Consider the following 17,734-nt stretch of genomic DNA (forward strand, 5'->3'; position numbering starts at 1 on the left):
CGCCGGCCACGTGAGGAGGGCACGGCATGAAGGAAGGCACCGTGCGTTTCGACGCTGCCGGAGCGACCGTGCAGCTGCCTGTCGGAACCCGGCCGGCTCCGGAGCCCGAGGAGGCCGGCGTCCCGGAGCTGCTGCTCCCGGTGGTGCGGAGCGGCACCGGCTTCTACGTCCTGCTGGGCGTGCTCGTCGGGACCATCGTCTGGGGCCTCGTCGCATACCTCAACCAGCTCAAGTACGGCCTGATCGTCACCGGCCTGCGGAGCTACTTCTCGTGGGGGCTCTACATCACCAACTTCGTGTTCTTCATCGGCGTGAGCCACGCCGGAACCCTCATCTCCGCCATCCTGCGGGTGACCGGGGCCGACTGGCGACGGCCGATCACCCGGATGGCCGAGGTCATCACGGGCGTGGCGCTCCTCGTGGGCGCCCCCATGGTGATCATCGACCTGGGCCGGCCCGAACGCCTCTTCAACCTCTTCCTCCACGGCCGGCTGCAGTCGCCGCTCCTGTGGGACGTCATCTCCGTGACGACCTACCTGTTCGGCAGCCTGGTCTACCTGTACTTGCCGATGATCCCGGACCTGGCTGCCCTCTACCCGCACCTGGAGACCCGGCGCCCCATCCTGGCGCGCGTCTACCGGGCCCTGTCCCTGGGCTGGCGGGACACGCCCGAGCAGCACCGGCTCCTCGAGAAGACCATCTCCGTGATGGCCATCGTGATCATGCCGGTCGCCGTGAGCGTCCACACCGTCGTCTCCTACATCTTCAGCATGACGATGCGCGAGGGCTGGCACTCGTCTATCTTCGGCCCGTACTTCGTGATCGGCGCGATCTACTCGGGGATCGCCGCGATCATCGTCGCCATGTGGATCTTCCGCCGGGTGTACCGGCTCGAGCGGTACATCACGGAGATCCACTTCCGAAAGCTCGGCTACCTGCTCCTCGCCGTCGGCCTGGTCTACTTCTACACCACGTTCAGCGAGTACCTGACCATGTTCTACACCGGCAAGGGTCCTGAACGGCGGCTGGTCACCGACCTGTTCGTCGGCCGCTTCGCCGGGGTGTTCTGGACCGGGATGGCCCTCACCTTCGTGCCGGTGGTGGTCGCGGCCTTCGCCCGCTGGACGGGGGTGACGGGGCTCGTGCTGGGGTCGTTCGTGGCCAACGTCGGCATGTGGCTCAAGCGCTACATCATCATCACCCCGACGCTCGCCAACCCGTTCATGCCCATCCAGAACGTCCCCGCCGACTACGCCGTGTACCGCCCCACCTGGGTGGAGTGGTCGATCACCGCCGCCGCCGTGGCCACCTTCGTCCTGCTCTACGTCCTGTTCTCCAAGCTCTTCCCGATCGTGTCGATGTGGGAGACTCGGGATCTCGTGGCCGATTCGCACGCAAAGGGGGTGCGAGGATGAAGCGGCCAGTGGGCCTTTCTCTCGCAGTTGCAGTCGTCCTCCTCACCCTGGTCGGGCTGGGCGGGGTGGCGCTCGCGCACGGCGGCGAGGCGCACGAAGGGGAGGAATCCACCAGCCCGGCCGCTCCGCCGGCCGGGGCAGAGGTGGCCCCGACGGTCTCTCAGACCCCGCAGCTCACGCTCACCCTCTCGCGTGACGCGAAGGGCACAGGGGTGGCGGAAGCCCGCCTGACCGACGCGATGGGCATGCCCGTGCAGGGCGCGAAGGTCCGCTTCGTCCGCAAGACCACGTTCGGCGAGCTGGACCTGGGCCCGGCGACCACGGACGGGGCCGGGGTCGCCCGGATGGCGCTGCCGGTGGCTCCCGGCCAGGAGGTGGCCGTGACCGCACAGTTCGCAGGCGGGGCAGGCCTCGCGGCGGCGAGCGCCGGCGCCACCCTCTCGATCCCCGCCGAACCCGTGCCGGCACGGCCCGGCGGGCTCACCACCCGTTATCCGAACCCGTGGTTCGTCGCCATCCTGGCGACGGTCGTCGGGGGCGTGTGGTTCACGTACGGCTGGGTCTTCTGGACGCTCGGGCGCATCCGCCGGCTGGGCCGGGTGGTGCCCGAGGGCCGGCATCCTGGCCTGGCCGCGCAGGAAGCCACCGCGGACTGAGGCATCACCCGCTGCCCTCGGGTGGCGAATCACATCCTGAGAGGAGGCCGTACCCATGAGGAAGCTCGCCCTGGGTCTCGCCGTGGCCGCACTGACCGTCCTCACAGCTGTGCCCGCCCTGGCCCACCTGGAAAGCTCCAAGATCACCGCGACCTTCCTGGGCAAGGAGTTCGACGAGCCGGTCTACTACCACACCGAGTCCTTCCGAACCTACGTGCACGGCGAAGACCTGGTCGGCATCCTGGGCGGCTCCATGGCCTACGACGCCGCCACGAAGCAGGTGACGGTCAAAAAGGGTGATACCGTCATCGTCATGACCGTCGGCGACCACAAGACGGCCACCGTCAACGGGCAGCCGGTGGCCATCGACGCCGGCCCGCGCGACCGGGAGGGGGAGATCCTGCTGCCCATCCGCTTCCTCGCCGAGAAGCTCGGCTACAAGGTCGCCTGGCACGGCGACCGCCAGCACGTGGAGGTCTCAACGCCGTAGCACGCGTATGAAGCCGCCGGCCACCCTTCCCCGCGACGGAAGGGTGGCCGGCCTTGCTTTGATGCGGGCGGCTGGTGGGTAAGCTACGCTCCGGCCGCGCCTTCCGGCGGGTCGATCAGCCCCTCCCGCTGCGCGTACGTCGCTGCCTGGACCCGGTTCTGGAGGTGCAGCTTCTCCAGGATGTTGCGCAGATGGATCTTGACGGTGTTCTCGGTGATGTAGAGGGCCCGGGCGATCTCCCGGTTCGTGAGCCCCTTGCCCACCAGGTTGAGGACCTCGCGCTCCCGGGCAGTGAGGGCCGCGAGTCCCTGGCGGGGCGCCCCCGCGGGCGGCTCGGGGGCCGACGCCACCTCCGACAGGATCCGGCCCGCGACGCGGCTCGAGATCGGCGCGTAGCCCCGGTACACCTCCCGGATCGAGTCGAAGAGCCGCTCCGCAGGCAGGTTCTTGAGGAGGTACCCCTGCGCCCCGTGCTTGATCGCCTGGAACAGGTCCTGGTTGTCCTCGGAGACGGTGAGCATCAGGACCTTCGTGCTCGGCATCTCCGCCTTGATGATCCCCGTCGCGGTGATGCCATCCCCGCCGGGCATCTGGATGTCCATGAGGATGACGTCGGGCATCAGTTCCCGCGCCTTCTCGATGGCCTCCTGGCCGCTGGCGGCCTCTCCCACGACCTCCAGGTCGGGCTGGGTGCGAAGGAGACTGGCGATCCCCTGGCGCACGAGCTGGTGGTCATCCACGAGCAGGATCCGTATGGGCTCCAACGTTCTGCCCCCTCTCCGGCGTCGCCGGGCCGGAGGGTCCGGCCAGCGGAAGCCGTACCCGGACCTCGCTTCCGGCACCGGGCTCGCTCTCGACGGTCAGCTCGCCCCCCGCCTTCTCCGCCCGCTCGCGCATGATGCCGAGCCCGAAGTGCCCCGCAGCCTGGACGGCGGCGGGATCGAAGCCGATCCCGTCGTCCCGCACGGTGACGTGGAGGCCGGAAAGCTGCACGTCGAACCGCACCAGGACACGCCGCGCCCGCGCGTGCTTGACCACGTTGTGGAGTGCCTCCTGCACGATCCGGATGAGGTGGGCCTCGGAGGCCGGCGGGAGGGGCGGAAGCGCGGCCGGCGGCAGGACCAGCTCGACGTCCAGGTGGTGCGCCTGTGCGAACTCGTGCAGGTACTCGGCCAGGTATCCGCCCAGGTCCGTCCCCTCGGGCAGGCGCTGCTTGAGGTTGAGGATCGCCTGGCGGACGTCCGCGTAGGCTGCGGCGCAGGCGGCCTTCAGGCGCTCGAGTTCGCCCGCCAGGTCCGGAACGGGGCCGGACCGCGCGAGGAGCGACAGCGCCTCGAGCCGCAGGTGCAGGAACGTGAGGGACTGGGCCAGACCGTCGTGGATCTCCCGGGCCAGCCGGTCCCGCTCCTCCAGCATCGCCACCTTCTCGGCCTCACGGTACAGGCGGGTGTTCTCGAGGGCGATCCCGAGCTGACCTGCCACGTTCTCGAGGAACCGGACCTCTTCGTCCGTGAAGGCGTGCGGCTGCCGGTAGCCCACCAGGAGCGCCCCGGTGACCTCCCCACGCGCCCCGACGGGAACCGCCAGGCAGGCCACCAGTCCCTCGACCTGGAGCAGCGGGTAGGAGTCGGGATACTCCGTCAGGTCTTCCGGGAACCGCTCGGTCCGGAGCGGCCGGCCGGAACTGACCACCCGGCCGAGGGCGCCCTGACCCAGCCGCAGCCGGATCCCGGCCACCCGCTCCGGGTCCCGTGACCCGCTCATGGCCTGGCAGCGCACCTCCCGCTGGACCGGGTCCAGGACTCCGTAGACGGCCACGTCCGCCTGGAGCATGTCCCGGACCCGGGCCAGGGGCACTTCAAGATTCCGCTCCGCATCCAGGAGCGACGAAAGGCTCCGGCTGATCTCGTACAGCGCCTCCGCCTGGCGCCGCCGCCGCTCCGTCTCCGCGAGGAGCCGGGCCACCTCCGCCTCCAGTGTCCGCTTCTCGCTGAGGTCACGCAGCACCACGGCCACCTGCACCACCTGCCCGGACTCTCCCGGGACGGGCGAGAAGCTGGCCGTCACCGGGAGGAGCCGCCCGGTGCCGGTGGCGACGGTCGCCTCCAGATAGGGGATTGCCCGGCCGGTGCGGACGACCTCCGTCACCGGACACTGTTCGGGGCCGACGGGACTCCCATCGGGAGTACGGCACAGCTCCTCCCACAGGTGGACGCTGGTCAGGTCCGATTCGCTCCGCCCGGTGAGCCGCTCGGCGGCGGGGTTCGCCCGGAGGATCCGGCCCTGCGCGTCGGTCAGGAGGATGGCGTCCGAACTGTGCGCGAAGATCGCGTTCAGCTTCTGCTGCTGCTGGGCCAGGCGGTCGCTCATCCGGCCGATCCAGCCGATGACCACGTGGGTGAACGCCCCGGCACCCAGCACCAGGAAGGCACTGGCGATGAGCGTGCTCACCAGCGGAGAGGTCACTCGGTCCAGATACGTGTGGCGGACGCCCTCCACGAGAAAGATGCCGAGGACAGCGCTGCTGCCGACAAGCCAGCGAAGCTGGGCGAGGTTCACGGGACTTCCCTCCCCGGCCGGTGTGCTACCCCCTCCCCGTACTATGATTGTCGCGCAACCTCGTCACAGAAACCAGTAAAGAATGGTGTCATTCAGGCCGAACAGGAGAAAGACCACCCCCGCCCCGACCCGCAGCCACCGGTCCCACGCACGCACGCGGCGGTGCCAGTCCGAGACGAGCCCCATTCCGAGGGCGACAAACGCGGCGAACACGAGGAGCGGTAGCGCCGTCCCCACCGCGAACACGGGCGGCAGGGCGATCCCGCCGGGGGTCCGCAGCCCCAGCGGCACCAGGAGGCCGAAGAAGACGAGCGCCATGGTCGGGCAGAAGGCAAGGGAATACGTTGCCCCCAGGGCGAAGGAACCCGCGGCCCCCCGGTCCCTGCCCGTGGCGGCGAACCACGCGTCGAACCGTTCCGCCAGCCGGCCGCCGGCGGTGAAACGCAACCGCACCAGCCCGAGAAGGTGCAGGCCGAAGAGCACCATGAAGGGGCCGAAGAGCTTGCGCAGCACCGCCATGGCAGCCGTCGGCAGCCGCAGGCCGAGCAGGATGGCGGCGCTCCCCAGGAGCGTGTACACGGCGACCTTGCCCAGCACGTAGGACCACGCCGTGGACCAGAGGACACGGCGGCCGCCACCGGCCCGGCTCGACAGGTAGGCGATGGCGCCGGCGTTCGCGCTCATCTGGCACGGCGCCAGGCTACCCAGGACGCCGAAGAGAAAGGCGGACAGGATCGGGATGTTGAGGCGCATGGCCAGGAGCCCGACCGGGTCGCTGAGTCGGGCTTCGACCTGACTCAGGGCGGTGTACCACTGCCAGCTGACTTCTCGCAGGGACTCGAGCAAGGTTTCGGAACCCCCCCGGCTTTCAGTGCTTCACCGTGAACCGCCCTTCCCCGGTACCCGAACGGCCGCGGAACGGCGCCGCACGGACAGCCCCATCCAGAGGGATGTGATCGCGGCGAGGAAGCCCAGCAGTACGGCGCCCCGAGCCTCTTCGGACCAGACGCCGCCCACGTTCTCGGTGAGCGAGGCGACCAGCCGCTGCCCGGCTACCTCCACTTCGACGCGCACCTGCCAGATCCCCCTGGCCGGGTAGCGGACCTCTGCCCGGTAGAGGCCCGGCTGCCCCGCCGGCGCGAACGTGCCGTCCACCAGACCGCTCAGTCCGGCGCCGCTGGTGGCGTAGACGGCCCCCGGCAGTTCCGCTTCCAGCCGGGCCCGGGCGCCGGCGACGGGAACGCCGGCCGGATCGGTCAGTCGCAGTGTGTAGACCGCGCGGCCGTCCTGCATGGCTTCCCCGGTGACCTCCGCCCGGAGCCCTCCGGCGCCGGTCGCGCGGGCGGAGCCGGCCCCGGCGGGGGCGACGAGAAGCCCGAGCCACAGTACTGCGGCCAGCGCAACTCGGATGGCAGAGGACCGCATCCCGGCGGAAAAGGCAGCGTCATTCACGGGGCGCCAGCCTCTCCCGCACCGTCTGCAGTTCCTCCTCCAGCCGCCGCTGACGGGCCGAAAGGACGAGCAGGTAGGCGAAGAGCAGGACCCATACCGCCGCGTACCCGAAAAACAGGTAGATCATCCGGACATCGCCCCCTCGCCCGCCCGTGCGCGCAGGGCCGCCAGGGCCTCCCGTACGGCCTCGAGGCGGGCACGCTGCTGCAGGAACCACCCGTAGACCAGGGTGAAGGCGAGCGTCATGGCGACCATGGCGGGGACCATCCGAGGGTCTACGTTCACCTGCCCCTCCCTGACCACGAGCGGGTGGATCGAGCGCCACCAGGTCACCGAGAGGTGGACCACCGGAACGTTGGCGAACGCCACGATCCCGTAGACGGCGGCGTACCGCGCCCGGCGGGCGTCTCCCTCGGCTGCGGACCGGATCAGCAGGTATCCGACGTACATGAACCAGAGGATCAGGCTGGTCGTGAGGCGCGGGTCCCAGGTCCACCACGTGTTCCACACCGGCCGGGCCCAGAGCGAGCCGGTGACGAGGACGAGGGTCATGAAGAGAACCCCGACCTCCCCGGAGGCGTACGCGAGCCGGTCCCACCGCCGGTCCCGCGTCACCAGGTAGAGCGCGCTGCCCACGAGGACCACCGTGAACGCGAGGAAGCCGTTCCAGGCCACCGCCACGTGCAGGTAGAACAGGCGCTGGACGTCACCGAGGTGCACGTCCCGTGGGGCCTGGACCAGTGCCAGGTACAGGCCGGCGACGATTGCCACCGCCCCGGCCAGGGCCAGGAGTGGCCCACCGACCCGACTCGCGGCCGGCGGGCGCGCCCGTGACTCCCGCAACGACCCTACACCTCCACCAGGGACTCGAACAGGACGTACGGCAGTGCGAGGGCTGCGGCGTCGTAAGCGACCAGAAGCCTCAGCCACAGGCCGGCGTCTTGCACGGCGCCGGGATCCAGGACCCCCCGCGTGACCTGTACCACCCCCAGGACGAGGGGGACCAGGACCGGGAAGAGCAGCACCGGCAGGAGCGCCTCCCCGGCCCGCGTCGCCGCGGCCAGCGCCGCCAGGAGGGTCCCCGTGGCCGCAAACCCCACGGTCCCCAGGAGGAGGACCGGCACGAGGGCCAGCGGCCGGCCGGCGGGACGGTAGTCGAAGAAGAGGAAGTAGGCCGGCACCGCGACAGCCTCCAGCAGCAGGAGGAGGACGGCGTTGGCGAAGAGCTTGCCGTAGTAGATCGCCGCCCGGTCCACGGGCGCCAGCATGAGCCCGGCCAGCGTGCCGCCCCGAACCTCCCCGAAGAACGACCGGTAGACCCCCAGCATCCCGGCGAAGAAGACGGTGAGCCACAGGAGACCCGGAAAGACTTGCGGCAGCGCCTCTCTTGCCGGGTCGAGCGCGAAGTTCCACAGGGCCCCGGCGATCAGCGCGAACACCACCATCACGGGGACCACTTCCCGGGACCGGAGTTCCGTCTGCAGGTCCTTCCGGCAGATGGCCAGCGCCGTTCGCAGGAGGCTCATCTCGACCCCTCGCCCGCAAGCGCGCGCAGCGCCCACCCCGCCGGCCCCTCCGCGAGCCGGCCCTCGCGCAGGGTGAGCCAGCGACAGGCCAGCCCCTCGAGCTCGGACGGATCGTGGGTGACCACCAGAGCCGCCCCGCCGCGGTCCCGGTGCTCCCGGAGGAGCCCCCGGAGCACCCCGGCCCCCTCGGCGTCGAGCCCCGTGAACGGCTCGTCCAGGAGCAGCACCGGTGGGTCGTGGAGGAGCGCCCGGGCCAGGGTGAGACGCTGCCGCATGCCGTGGGAGAGCCGGGCCACCTGCAGATGGGTATGGGGCTGTAGCCCCACCCGCTCCAGAAGGACGGCCGCCCGGCGGAGCGTCTGGGCGCGGCCCAGGCCGTAGAGCCGGCCGTAGAACTCCAGGTTCTCTGCCACGGTCAGGGTCGTGTACAGGAGGGACTCGTGCAGGACCACCCCGAGCCGCCGGCGGAGCTCCGCTCCGTCCTCCCGGGCATCCCGGCCCTCGATCCGGACGCAACCCGCCTCCGGCCGGAGGAGGAGCGCCAGGATCCGGATCAATGTGGACTTGCCGGCCCCGTTCGGTCCCACCAGGCCCACCACCTCGCCCGGACGCACGTGCAGGCTCACCCCGGCCAGCACGACCTGGTGCCCCACCCGGTACCAGACCCCCTCGGCGCGGATCACGGCCGGCTCACTCCGGCCCGCGCCAGGAGCCGGCGCCCCGACCGCCGCGTCCCGACGACCGCCGCCGCGAAGGCCACGACGATGAAGGCGAAGTTGATCGCGACCTTGAGCGGGTTCCCGCCGTGGGCGTGGGCAATCTCCCGCTCGCCGGGAGCCAGGGGCGGGGCCTCCGAGAGCCCGCCGGCAGGGTTCGTCGGGTCGGCCGGACCCGGGGCGGGGGCCCGGACCTGCACCGACAGAGAGGTCCCGGGTGGTACCGTTCCCGGCGTCTGATAGAGTTCGAACCGGATGCCTTCCAGCTCGAAGAGCCCCTGGTTGACGAGCCGGGGAGCCTCGACCTCGGCCCCCTGCGGCACGGCGAGGTCGAAGCGCCCCACCCCCGCCGGGAAGGCGAGGGACAGATTCGCGTCGCCGGGCGGGAGCGACACCGCCACGCCGATCTGGCGCCCGGCCCCCGCTTCGAGCCCGCGCCGGTCCACCAGGGCTCCGCCTTCCGGCTGCAGCTCCCCGGGGGTCTCGCTGCCCCCGAGTACCACCTCGACCTGCCGGGCCGCGTCCGGCAGCGGCACGACCAGACGGTCGACGCGGCCGGGACCCGGATTCCGGAAGTCCGCCAGGATCATGCCCGACCAACCCCCGTCCCGGGGGACCACCACCATGCGGAGGTGCACGAGCACCGGGGGCGTGCCGGTGTCATCTTGTCCCGCGCGGGCGACGGCCGGGGCCACGACAAGGGCGAACGCCGCCAAGAACAGGGCGACTCCGGACCGGCGCCGGCTCATCGGGACCCCTCCTCCGCGTCAAGAAGCGCCGCCGCCTGCTCGAGGAGCGCTTCCCGCAGCGTCTGGTACTCCTCCTCGGACATCTTCCCCGAGCGGTAGTCGTACTCGAGGTCGGCGAGCCGGGCGTAGACCTTCTCCCGTTCCTGAAGCGGGTCCGGGGGCTCCTCGTCGAAGGCGGGGCCGCTCTCCCGGCGCCTCAGGGGGGCCAGGGCGAAGGCGGCGAGGGCCAGGAAGAGGAACCCGCCCACCGCGTACGGCAGGTAGGAAGTCAACTCTCCGGCTCACCTCACAGACAGGGAACGTCTCAGAAGAACTCCAGCCACTCGGCGGCGGCGCGAGCGCGGGAACGTGCGGACGGCCTGCGGGCCCGGGGGCCAGGGCCCGGGGCCCCCTCCGCAGCGCCTCCCGCGCCGGGGCTGTCCGCTCCGCCCGGGTAGACCCGCAGCCAGCGGCGCAGGAGCGTGACCAGGACGGCCCCGCCAAGGGCGACCGCGGCGAACGGAGCCAGCCACATGAGCCAGAACACCCCGCGCCGCGGGGGGTACATGAGGATCCACGCCCCGTACCGGGCCTCGTACGCCGCCAGGATCTGCTCCGGTGTCTCGCCGGCGTGGAGGCGCCGCTCCACGTCGGCGACGATCTCCCGCGAGGGCAGGGTGTCCGAATCCCAGGCGGACAGGTTCTTGCAGAGCGGGCAGCGGATCTGCCTGGCCACCGCCCGGACCTGGTCGGCCGTATGCACGGCGCCGGCAGGGCGGGCACCGCCGAGGACCATGAGGATGGAGGCGGCCAGGGCCAGCAGAGCCGCACGCACCCGGGACACGGCGGTCACCTCCCCGTGAGGCCGGTCACCGGGGCCGTGGTCGGGCCGGCCTCCGCCGGCGCCGGCAGCGTCCCCGGGGTACCCACCCGCCGGCCGGAGGTCACGCGCTCGGGTTCAGGCCACAGGGCGACGAGCGTCCCGGCCAGGAGCAGGTACTGGCCGATCCAGACCCAGGCGACCAGCGGGTTGATGTAGATCTTGTAAGAGGCGGCCCCGGTGTCGTCCCAGCCGCCAAGCACCACGTAGAGATCCTCAGCCAGGCCGCCCAGGACGGCGACCTCCGTGGTGGGCTGCTCGTTGTAACGGAAGAGCTGCTTCTCGGGGCGCAGGACCCCGATGTCCCGGCCGTCCTTGCTCACCCCGAGCCGGGCGAACACCTCCACGTGGTCGTCCTCCCGCGCTGCCCACACCCCGCGGTGGGTGAGCACGTACCGCCCCATCGCGAACGGCTCTCCGGGCCGCAGCGTCACGGTGGCCTCCTGGCTGTACGCGCTCGACCCGATGAAGCCGGTCACCATGACGACGATGGCGAGGTGGACCAGGTACCCGCCGTAACGCCGCCGGTTGCGGCTGATGAGGCGCACGAGCGCGACGGGGATGCGCTCGCCGGTCACCTGGCACCGGGCCTGCACGCCGCGGATGAACTCCTGCACGTGCGCGGCGGCCGCAAATGCGGCCACGGTGAAACCCACCAGCGGAGCCGTGCGGGTGACCCCTGCCAGCAGCAACACGGCGGCCGCGAGCGTGGCGAACGCGACCGGGTAGAGGTAGGAATGGGCCAGGTTTTCCATCTGCGCCCGCCGCCACGGCAGCAGCGGCCCGAGACCCATGAGGAGGACCAGGGCGAGCCCGAGGGGCACGTTCACCTGGTTGAAGAAGGGCGGGCCCACCCCGACCTTCATGCCGGTGACCAGCTCCGACGTCACGGGGAGAAGGGTGCCCCACAGGGTGGCGAAGGTGATCCCCAGGAGGAGCAGGTTGTTCAGCAGGAAGGAGGCCTCGCGGCTGAGGAGCGACTCGATCCCGTGCGGGCTGGCGTACACGCGCGAGCGGTCGATGAGCAGGTAGACGGACACGACCGCCATGATCCCGATGAAGCCGAGGAAGAACGCCCCCAGCGGCCCGTTGGCGAACGCGTGGACGGAGACGACCACGCCGCTCCGGGTCAGAAACGTGCCGAAGATCGTCAGCAGGAAGGTGATGACGATGAGGACCACGTTCCAGCCCTTGAGCATGCCCCGCTGCTCCTGGACCACCGCGGTGTGAAGGAACGCCGTCCCGGTGAGCCACGGCATGAGCGACGAGTTCTCGACCGGATCCCAGGCCCAGTAGCCCCCCCAGCCGAGCTCCACGTACGCCCACTGGCCCCCGTAGAGGATCCCCATGCTGAGGAACAGCCACGCCAGGAGCGTCCAGCGGCGGGTCACCCGGAGCCACACGTCGCCCGTGTCCCCGGTGATGAGCGCCGCCATCGCGTACGCGTAGGGCACCGAGAACCCCACGTAGCCGAGGTACGTGTAGATGGGATGCAGCATCATCCCCGGATTCTGGAGGAGCGGGTTGAGACCTCGTCCCTCCGCAGCCGGCTCAGGCAGCAGGCGGAACGGCGGGCTGACGAAGTTCACCAGCGTCAGGAAGAACACGGCGGTCACCAGCAGGAACGTTCCGACCCACGGTTGGAGCCGCCCGGCGCCGGGATGACGAGTGGAGACGGCCGCGGCGCTCAAAAGGCTCAGCACCCAGACCCACAGGAGCAGCGAGCCGGCGTTGCCGCCCCAGAAGGCGCCGATCTTGTACAGGAGGTCGAGGTCGCGCGTGGTGTAGTTCGCCACGTACTCGTACCGGAAGTCCGACGTGACGAGAAGGAACAGCAGCGCGGCCGAGGCAACGGTCGTCAGCAGGGCCACGCCGTAGAGCGCCCTCCGCCCGACCTCCACCCAGCGCCCGTCCCGCCGCACCGCCCCCAGCACGAACGCCGCGATCCCGAACACGGCCGCGACGAGGGCCCCGGCGAGGGCCAGCCTTCCCAGGGTGCCCATCAGGAGGTCCCCTTCCCGGCGGCCTCCGCCGTACCGCCCGGCGGCCGGTATCCCGGCGGGGCCGGTTCTCCCTCGTAGCGGGACGGGCACTTGATCATGACCTTGGACGCGACGACCCGGCCGTCCGGGGACAGCCTTCCCTCCACGATGGCCTCCCAGCCGTCGTTCATGTTGTCCGGCTTGATCCCCTCGTAGACCACGGGCAGGCGCGCGCCGGAATCCCCCGCCACCTCGAACTCGAGCCGGGTGCCGAGGTTCTTCACCTCCACGGTCTCGCCCACGATCTTCCCCATCACCCGCACGGAGCGCCCGGTGTACCGCGTGCGGGCCCGGACCAGTTCGTCCACGGTCATGTAGTACGAGGTGGACTGGCGGAGCCCCGTCACCATCAGGTACGCCGTGGCCGCGACCACCACTCCCAACGCCAACCCGATCCGGAGGCGTGCGCGCCTCATCCTGTCACCTCGCCGGCGACCCTCCCACGGCCTCCACCTGACGCACGAACTCGCGCATCTGGGCCAGGGTCATGGGGCCGATGTACTTGAGCCGGATGATGCCGTTCGCGTCGAGGAAGAACGTCTCCGGGATGCCCGTGAGGCCGTAACGCGTGGCCAGCTCGTCGGTCCGATCCAGGACGATGGTGAAGGTGATCCCGTACTGGTCCACGAAGCGCCGCACCGTGTCCACGGGTTCCGCCCGGTCGACGCCGACGATGCGGACCCGGCCTCCCATCTCCTCGTGCAGCTGCTGGAAGGCCGGCATCTCCTGCTTGCAAGGGGGGCACCACGTGGCCCAGAAGTTGAGGATCACGAGCTGCCCCCGCAGCGAGGACAGCCGCACGGGGTTCCCGTCCAGGTCGGGGAGCGTGAAGTCCGGCGCCGGACTCCCGACCTCGGCCACCCGGGTCGACTGACCCACCCGGATCGCGCCCAGCACGGCCAGGACGGCGGTGAGGGCCAGCACCGAGATGAGCCACAGCCGCTTGCGCATGCGTCTCCCCCTTCTCTGGCCGCGGCCGCCCCGGGGTCAGAGCAAGGTTAGCACTTAAGTTTGAAGAAAGTGTGTAGGGTCAGCATGCGGGCCGCCTGCACCGCAGGGTGCAGGCGGCCCGCGTCCCCCGGGACCCCGTCCGGGTCACTCAGCAGCAGTGGTGCCCGCCGTGGCCGTGTCCGTGACCGCCGTGCCCGTGACCGTGGTGCTCCCCCCCGACGTACTTGCCGGGATCCCGGTCGAACTCCTTCTTGCACGCGGGCGAGCAGAAGTAGTACGTCTGCCCTCCGTACACCGACGTCGCCGCGGCCTTGCCGGGGTCCACGTCCATGCCGCAAACCAGGTCCTTCGCCAAGTGGTTCGCCTCCTTCCGGATGTCCGCAGGCGGACCTCCGTGATCTGGAACCGGGGGCCGGGGTCTGCCTCGCGCCCTCCAGGATTCCCGGAATCAGGACGCCGGCGGTCAGAGACGGTAGACGTGTTCGGGCCGGTGTACCGGCCGCCGGGTGATCTTCGACGTGTCCACGATGATCTGATCGCCGTCCACCTCGACGGCCATGATGTCGAGCGGCCTCGGGGCGGGGCCGGCGATGTTCTGCCCGGTGCGGGTGAACACCGACCCGTGGCATGGGCAGTGGAACTGGCCTTCGGCCTCGTTCCACGGCACCGTGCAGCCGAGGTGCGTGCACTTCCAGTACAGGGCCATGATCCCCTCGGGCAGGCGGGAGATGTAGAACTTCCCCTGCCGCACGACCAGGGGCGGATCCTCCGGGCGCAGGCTGCTCAGCGGGACCGGGACCACCACCTTGCCCCCGAACCCTTCCACCTTCCTGGGCCAGAGCATGACCCCCGCTCCCACGGCGGACTGAGCGAAGACCAGACCGATGGTGCCGTACATCCCCTGGCGCAGGAGTTGCCTCCGCGTGACGCCGCCGGAGCCGCCCGCTGCGTTCCCCGTTCCCGGGGGTGCTTCGTTATGCCGGTCCACCCTCCTCACCCCTCACCACCTCGAGGGATCACCCAGCGATCCCTCCGCCGAAGAGCAACCTGGAGGCGGGCCTCAGTGACAACCGTGCCTGCCGTGCCGCGCGCACCCGCCGTCGGCATCCGCCACGGCCCCCGAGAGGTACGCTTCGGGGTTGCGAGTGAAGCGCTCCAGGCAGTGGTGGCACTTGAAGAAGTACACCTGGCCCTTGTACTCGAGCGCCGGCGCCGTCCCCGGGTCGACCGGGTTATGACAGACCGGACAACGCAGCACGCCGATCACCTCCTTTCTCATGCGAACACCCAGAGCAGAAGGACAGCCCCGAGCAGGGCCAGCCCGCCCCAGAGCCAGTAGGCGCCACCGGCACCGGCACCAGCACCGGCACCGTACCGGGCCCCGACCCGGGACCCGCCGACCAGCCGCGCCCCCGGCGGCGTGTTCCGGCGATCCGGACGGTGCCCGGCGTGGGCGGCGTCCCCGGCGTGCACACCGCGCGTGCGCGCTCCGTGAGAGCCATGTCCACCGCAGCAACCCATGGTTCTCGCTCCTCTCCTCTTCGCGCCTGGCCGGAATGACGGGCCCGACGAGCCGGGCGGCCCCCGAAGATCCGGGGGGTCCCTGGGGGCCCGCCCGGCCCGGGCGGCTCAGAACCCGTGCATGGGCTTGAACCGCTTGAGCAGGCCCGAATTGGTGACCACCGATACCGAGCTGAAGGCCATGGCCGCCCCGGCGATGGCAGGGGCCAGGTACCCGAAGGCGGCGATCGGGATGCCCAGCGTGTTGTAGATCAGCGCCCAGAACAGGTTCTGCTTGATCTTCCGCATGGTCTGCCGGCTCAGGCGGATGGCGGCGACGATGCCCCGCAGGTCGCCCCGCATGAGCGTGATGCCGGCCGTCTCCATCGCCACGTCGGTGCCGGTGCCGATGGCGAACCCCAGGTCGGCGGCGGCCAGGGCCGGGGCATCGTTGATCCCGTCGCCCACCATGCCGACGACCTTGCCGGTACCCTTGAGGTGGGCCACCTGGGCGGCCTTGTCCTCCGGCAGGACCTCCGCCATGACCTTGTCCGGGTCGATGCCCACCTGCCGGGCGATGGCCGCCGCGGTCCGGCGGTTGTCGCCCGTGATCATCCAGACAGGCGCCACTGCCGCTTCATCTCCCGCTCCCGCGCCTCTTTCTCGGCGTCGGCGGCGCCTTCTTCGTCCTTGGCGAATGCCTCGTACCCCAGATCCTTGACAGCCTTCTTCATGTCGGCCACGCCGACGGCCCCGGGAAGGTAGCGCACGAGGGCGGTCTCGGCGGCGAAGTTCACCGTCGCCTCGAGTACACCGGGGAGCTGGTTCAGCTTGCGCTCGATCCGCTGCGCGCAGGCCTGGCACGTCATCCCGACCAGGCTCAGCTTCACGGAGCCGTCCACGACGCCGTAGCCCAGGTCCTCGACGACCCGGCGGAAGGCCTCCGGCCCCGCCTGGGCCGGATCGAAGGTGACCGTCGCCTTCTCGGTGGCAAAGTTCACCACCGCTTCCTGCACCCCGGGTACCTTCCGGAGCCCGGACTGGATCCGGTTGGCACAGGACGCGCAGGTCATCCCCTTGAGTCCGAACGTCAGGCGGGTGACCCCGCCCTTCACGTCGCCTCGGTGCAGCGTCGCCGCTTCCGACACGATCGCCACCTCCGCTGCGCGAACTCGCCGCCCGCGCGGTCACCGGCAGAACTTGTAGAGGATCGCGATCAGCTCGTCGTAGGCCGCCGGCCCGTCCCCCCTGCGGACGGCGTCCGTCACGCACGTTTCCAGGTGGCTGCGGAGGAGAAGTCTCCCCACCTGGCGCAGGCCCTCCCGGGCCGCCTCCACCTGGATCAGGACGTCGACGCAGTAGCGGTCCTCGTCGAGCATCCGCTGCAGCCCCTGCACCTGACCGGCAATCCGCAACAGGCGGTGGCGGATCTCCTTCCGGGTCTCGGGGTCGACCCGTGTCTTGTGCGGGCTGGTGGCGGGGTTCACCATGCTCACCTCCGCTACACCGTACCCGTATGGGGTAGTTGCCGCGTTCTGGGTTCAGTCTAAGCCGATCGGTCCCGTCCGTCCATCACCCAGGTGGGTGATTTCGACGCGAAGCCGGTCTCAGGCCAGTGCCAGCGCCAGCAAGCCCGTCGCGGTGACCAGCAGGCCCAGTGCAAGGCGGAGCGCTTCCCGGGAGCGGACATGCCAGCGGGAGATCCGGAGGAGCGCAGCCCGACTCGTGGCGGCCAGAACGACGAGGACGAGGGGCAGCACAAAGCCCACGTTGTAGACCAGCAGAAGGACCAGCGCCCCCGCCCGGTTCTCCAGGAGCGCCAGCACGCCGCCGACGGCGAGATAGAGTCCTCCACCGCATGGAATCGTGCAGAGTCCGATGAGCACTCCCGCAACGAATGCGGCTCCGCCGCTCGCAGGCCTGGTCCACCGCCGGACCAGGCCGTGCAGGCTGTCGGGGGTGCGAACGCGTACGGGGCCCTCCGGATAGAAGTACTCGGCCGCCATGGCGAGCCCGAGGATCACCGCGCCGACCCCCGCCACCCGGGTGGCGAGGTGGCCCCGCGACAGGGGCGCCAGCCAGGCAAACTGCAGAAAGCCGAGGCCCAGGAGGAGGTAGAGCAAGAAGACCCCGGTGATGTAACCGCCGGCCACGGTCCAGATGCGAAGGCGGGCGACCTGGGCATGGCCCCCCGCCACGGCGGACCCCACCGTCGTCAGAAGAGCGCCCACGAACAGGATCAGAACCGTGATGGCGCACGGGTTCAGGCCGTCCAGGAACCCGGCGCCGAGCGCGAGTGGGATGACCCAGGGGGAATCGGCCGCGCCGAGCGGTATCCCGTGCACTCACTCCACCACCAGAACCCCGCGCATCGCCGGGTTGTCCTTGCCGCCGCAGCAGATGTCGCAGTAGAACTCGTACCGGCCGGGTGCGGGCGCCGCGAGCTGGAAGGTCTGCGTGCTGAGGGGTGCCACGACCTGCCGCACGCCCAGGGCTTCCACCACGAAGTTGTGGTACCCGCCTCCGTCGGTGTGGAAGCGGTCGTCCGGGTTCACGAGCGTGATCCGGACCGGCTGGCCTGCGCGCACCCGGATGATTCGGGGCTGGAAGCCGCTCATGTCGATCCGGACCCTGAGCGAGCCTTCCGGAGCGTCCCAGGCCAGGAGAGCCGGTTTCGACAGCAGAAGCCCGACCAAAATGACTGCGACCGCAACCAGGGCCCAGAACACCCACCGCCGGGAGTTCACACCCGTGCCGCCTCCGGTCCGAGCGGGCGTCCCCGGCTTCTTGCCGCTACGGCGCTGGCGCTCAGGCAAGCC

General features: G+C 70.7%; 24 protein-coding genes and 1 pseudogene. 3 read left to right on the plus strand and 22 right to left on the minus strand.

The features are described 5' to 3' along the window. Nucleotides 1-26 precede the first annotated feature (26 nt). The 3 genes from nrfD to caldi_RS10915 are packed head-to-tail and all read left to right on the plus strand — an operon-like array spanning nucleotide 27 to nucleotide 2,561. Entirely contained in the window at nucleotides 27-1,415 is a 1,389-nt protein-coding gene (gene nrfD, locus caldi_RS10905; protein WP_264841795.1) for an NrfD/PsrC family molybdoenzyme membrane anchor subunit, read from the plus strand. Further along, nucleotides 1,412-2,071, plus strand: coding sequence for a hypothetical protein (locus caldi_RS10910; RefSeq protein WP_264841796.1), 660 nt, complete (start codon nucleotides 1,412-1,414; stop codon nucleotides 2,069-2,071). Before nrfD ends, caldi_RS10910 begins: the two co-directional genes overlap by 4 nt. Before the next feature lie 55 nt (nucleotides 2,072-2,126). Next, nucleotides 2,127-2,561: a copper amine oxidase N-terminal domain-containing protein gene (locus caldi_RS10915; RefSeq protein WP_264841797.1), complete on the plus strand. Its 435-nt coding sequence runs from the start codon at nucleotides 2,127-2,129 to the stop codon at nucleotides 2,559-2,561. 83 nt (nucleotides 2,562-2,644) lie between these two features. Here the strand turns inward: caldi_RS10915 and caldi_RS10920 are convergent, their stop codons facing one another. The 22 genes and pseudogenes from caldi_RS10920 to caldi_RS11025 form a co-directional block, all read right to left on the minus strand. After that, the gene (locus caldi_RS10920) at nucleotides 2,645-3,325 is read right to left on the minus strand and encodes a response regulator (protein WP_264841798.1); all 681 of its coding nucleotides are present in this window, start codon (nucleotides 3,323-3,325) and stop codon (nucleotides 2,645-2,647) included. Then, nucleotides 3,294-5,120, minus strand: a complete 1,827-nt coding sequence (locus caldi_RS10925; protein ID WP_264841799.1) for a GAF domain-containing protein — start codon at nucleotides 5,118-5,120, stop codon at nucleotides 3,294-3,296. Before caldi_RS10925 ends, caldi_RS10920 begins: the two co-directional genes overlap by 32 nt. Before the next feature lie 63 nt (nucleotides 5,121-5,183). After that, nucleotides 5,184-5,966, minus strand: coding sequence for an urease accessory protein UreH domain-containing protein (locus tag caldi_RS10930; protein ID WP_264841800.1), 783 nt, complete (start codon nucleotides 5,964-5,966; stop codon nucleotides 5,184-5,186). Nucleotides 5,967-5,996: 30 nt separating this feature from the next. Then, complete coding sequence (locus caldi_RS10935) at nucleotides 5,997-6,572, minus strand: FixH family protein (RefSeq protein WP_264841801.1); 576 nt, start codon at nucleotides 6,570-6,572, stop codon at nucleotides 5,997-5,999. Continuing rightward, nucleotides 6,565-6,699, minus strand: a complete 135-nt coding sequence (locus caldi_RS10940; RefSeq protein ID WP_264841802.1) for a CcmD family protein — start codon at nucleotides 6,697-6,699, stop codon at nucleotides 6,565-6,567. The genes caldi_RS10935 and caldi_RS10940 overlap by 8 nt, the downstream gene beginning before the upstream one ends. Beyond that, nucleotides 6,696-7,415 (minus strand): cytochrome c biogenesis protein, encoded by a 720-nt coding sequence (locus caldi_RS10945; RefSeq protein ID WP_264841803.1) that lies wholly within the window; start codon nucleotides 7,413-7,415, stop codon nucleotides 6,696-6,698. The genes caldi_RS10940 and caldi_RS10945 overlap by 4 nt, the downstream gene beginning before the upstream one ends. Nucleotides 7,416-7,420: 5 nt before the next feature. After that, entirely contained in the window at nucleotides 7,421-8,098 is a 678-nt protein-coding gene (locus tag caldi_RS10950; RefSeq protein ID WP_264841804.1) for a heme exporter protein CcmB, read from the minus strand. After that, nucleotides 8,095-8,781, minus strand: coding sequence for a heme ABC exporter ATP-binding protein CcmA (ccmA, locus tag caldi_RS10955; protein ID WP_264841805.1), 687 nt, complete (start codon nucleotides 8,779-8,781; stop codon nucleotides 8,095-8,097). Before ccmA ends, caldi_RS10950 begins: the two co-directional genes overlap by 4 nt. After that, nucleotides 8,778-9,563, minus strand: a complete 786-nt coding sequence (locus caldi_RS10960) for a hypothetical protein (protein WP_264841806.1) — start codon at nucleotides 9,561-9,563, stop codon at nucleotides 8,778-8,780. Before caldi_RS10960 ends, ccmA begins: the two co-directional genes overlap by 4 nt. After that, nucleotides 9,560-9,835 carry a hypothetical protein gene (locus caldi_RS10965; protein ID WP_264841807.1) on the minus strand — a complete coding sequence of 92 codons (276 nt, stop codon included), beginning with the start codon at nucleotides 9,833-9,835 and terminating at the stop codon, nucleotides 9,560-9,562. Before caldi_RS10965 ends, caldi_RS10960 begins: the two co-directional genes overlap by 4 nt. Nucleotides 9,836-9,867: 32 nt before the next feature. Beyond that, nucleotides 9,868-10,386 (minus strand): cytochrome c-type biogenesis protein, encoded by a 519-nt coding sequence (locus caldi_RS10970; RefSeq protein ID WP_264841808.1) that lies wholly within the window; start codon nucleotides 10,384-10,386, stop codon nucleotides 9,868-9,870. Between the two features lie 5 nt (nucleotides 10,387-10,391). Beyond that, nucleotides 10,392-12,425 (minus strand): heme lyase CcmF/NrfE family subunit, encoded by a 2,034-nt coding sequence (locus caldi_RS10975; RefSeq protein WP_264841809.1) that lies wholly within the window; start codon nucleotides 12,423-12,425, stop codon nucleotides 10,392-10,394. Then, nucleotides 12,425-12,880 (minus strand): cytochrome c maturation protein CcmE, encoded by a 456-nt coding sequence (locus tag caldi_RS10980; RefSeq protein ID WP_264841810.1) that lies wholly within the window; start codon nucleotides 12,878-12,880, stop codon nucleotides 12,425-12,427. Before caldi_RS10980 ends, caldi_RS10975 begins: the two co-directional genes overlap by 1 nt. Before the next feature lie 4 nt (nucleotides 12,881-12,884). Beyond that, nucleotides 12,885-13,415, minus strand: coding sequence for a TlpA family protein disulfide reductase (locus caldi_RS10985; RefSeq protein WP_264841811.1), 531 nt, complete (start codon nucleotides 13,413-13,415; stop codon nucleotides 12,885-12,887). Nucleotides 13,416-13,563: 148 nt separating this feature from the next. Next, complete coding sequence (locus caldi_RS10990; RefSeq protein ID WP_264841812.1) at nucleotides 13,564-13,770, minus strand: YHS domain-containing protein; 207 nt, start codon at nucleotides 13,768-13,770, stop codon at nucleotides 13,564-13,566. A gap of 108 nt (nucleotides 13,771-13,878) precedes the next feature. Then, nucleotides 13,879-14,403, minus strand: coding sequence for a QcrA and Rieske domain-containing protein (locus tag caldi_RS10995; RefSeq protein ID WP_264841813.1), 525 nt, complete (start codon nucleotides 14,401-14,403; stop codon nucleotides 13,879-13,881). Nucleotides 14,404-14,475: 72 nt separating this feature from the next. Beyond that, on the minus strand, nucleotides 14,476-14,673 hold the full coding sequence (locus caldi_RS11000; RefSeq protein WP_264841814.1) for a YHS domain-containing protein: 198 nt from the start codon (nucleotides 14,671-14,673) through the stop codon (nucleotides 14,476-14,478). A gap of 371 nt (nucleotides 14,674-15,044) precedes the next feature. Continuing rightward, nucleotides 15,045-15,536: pseudogene (locus caldi_RS11005) on the minus strand (HAD-IC family P-type ATPase); the annotation flags it as partial. Continuing rightward, nucleotides 15,527-16,072 (minus strand): heavy-metal-associated domain-containing protein, encoded by a 546-nt coding sequence (locus caldi_RS17805; protein ID WP_406568083.1) that lies wholly within the window; start codon nucleotides 16,070-16,072, stop codon nucleotides 15,527-15,529. The gene caldi_RS17805 and the pseudogene caldi_RS11005, both read right to left, overlap by 10 nt. Nucleotides 16,073-16,102: 30 nt before the next feature. Then, nucleotides 16,103-16,402: a metal-sensitive transcriptional regulator gene (locus tag caldi_RS11015; protein ID WP_264841815.1), complete on the minus strand. Its 300-nt coding sequence runs from the start codon at nucleotides 16,400-16,402 to the stop codon at nucleotides 16,103-16,105. A 120-nt stretch (nucleotides 16,403-16,522) separates the two neighbouring features. Then, nucleotides 16,523-17,260 carry a cytochrome c biogenesis CcdA family protein gene (locus caldi_RS11020; RefSeq protein WP_264841816.1) on the minus strand — a complete coding sequence of 246 codons (738 nt, stop codon included), beginning with the start codon at nucleotides 17,258-17,260 and terminating at the stop codon, nucleotides 16,523-16,525. After that, the gene (locus caldi_RS11025; protein ID WP_264841817.1) at nucleotides 17,261-17,731 is read right to left on the minus strand and encodes a cupredoxin domain-containing protein; all 471 of its coding nucleotides are present in this window, start codon (nucleotides 17,729-17,731) and stop codon (nucleotides 17,261-17,263) included. Nucleotides 17,732-17,734 lie beyond the last annotated feature (3 nt).

This window comes from Caldinitratiruptor microaerophilus, assembly GCF_025999835.1.
GTDB lineage: Bacteria > Bacillota > Sulfobacillia > Symbiobacteriales > ZC4RG38 > Caldinitratiruptor > Caldinitratiruptor microaerophilus.